This is a genomic window from Asaia sp. W19 (genome assembly GCF_003994335.1).
Taxonomy (GTDB): domain Bacteria; phylum Pseudomonadota; class Alphaproteobacteria; order Acetobacterales; family Acetobacteraceae; genus Asaia.
Window position 1 is genome coordinate 1 of record NZ_PNQZ01000056.1, and the last position, 730, is coordinate 730.

Sequence of the window (730 nt, forward strand, 5' to 3'; positions counted from 1 at the left end):
CAGCCGGTAACTATCAGCCAGCCGGTAACTATCAGGCAGCCGGTAACTACCTTGAAACTGCCGACACGGGCCAGCAGAGCGTGGCAGGGCCGGTCTCCTTTATGCAGAATCCGACTGGAACGACCGCGCCTCTCGGAACGAGCGACAAGTCTTTCGCTACGACCGAATTTGCCGCCCGGCTGAATTCCGGTCGCAACCTCAATACGACCGTCATTACATCGTCCCAGACTTACACTGTCCCGGCTGGCGTCTATAAAATTCGTGTTCGCCTCCAGGCGGCGGGCGGTGCGGCGGGGGGAAGCGCCGATAACACCAGTGGGGGCGGCTCGTCCTGCGCTTCAAGCGGTGGCGCGGGTGCCTATGTAGAGGCGATCTTCCCCGCCACTCCTGGTCAGCAGATCCCGATCAGCATCGGCGTCGGTGGCGTTGGCGTGACTGGCAAGGCGGGCGGAACCGGAGGCGCCAGCACATTCGGCCCGTTTGGCTCGTTTGCTGCGCTCTCATGCCCCGGTGGGCTTGGCGGCTATGCCGGAACACAAACATCCTCCAGCGCTGCGTCGTCAATTCCGGGATGCCCTGGCAATGGACTGCCGAGCGGCCCGAACATTGTTTACGCGGTTGCAGCGGCGGGCGGGTTGCCCGGGATCGCTGTGCTGGGAACAGCCGCAGCTCCCCCCGGCAGCAATAGCCCTATGGGGGCGGGGGGGGGCGGGATCACTGTCTATAATGG

Annotated in this window: 1 pseudogene; it reads left to right on the forward strand. The window is 64.0% G+C overall.

Features of this window, described 5'->3' with window-relative positions:
* Positions 1 to 730 (forward strand): annotated as a pseudogene (locus tag C0V97_RS18360) (hypothetical protein); the annotation flags it as partial.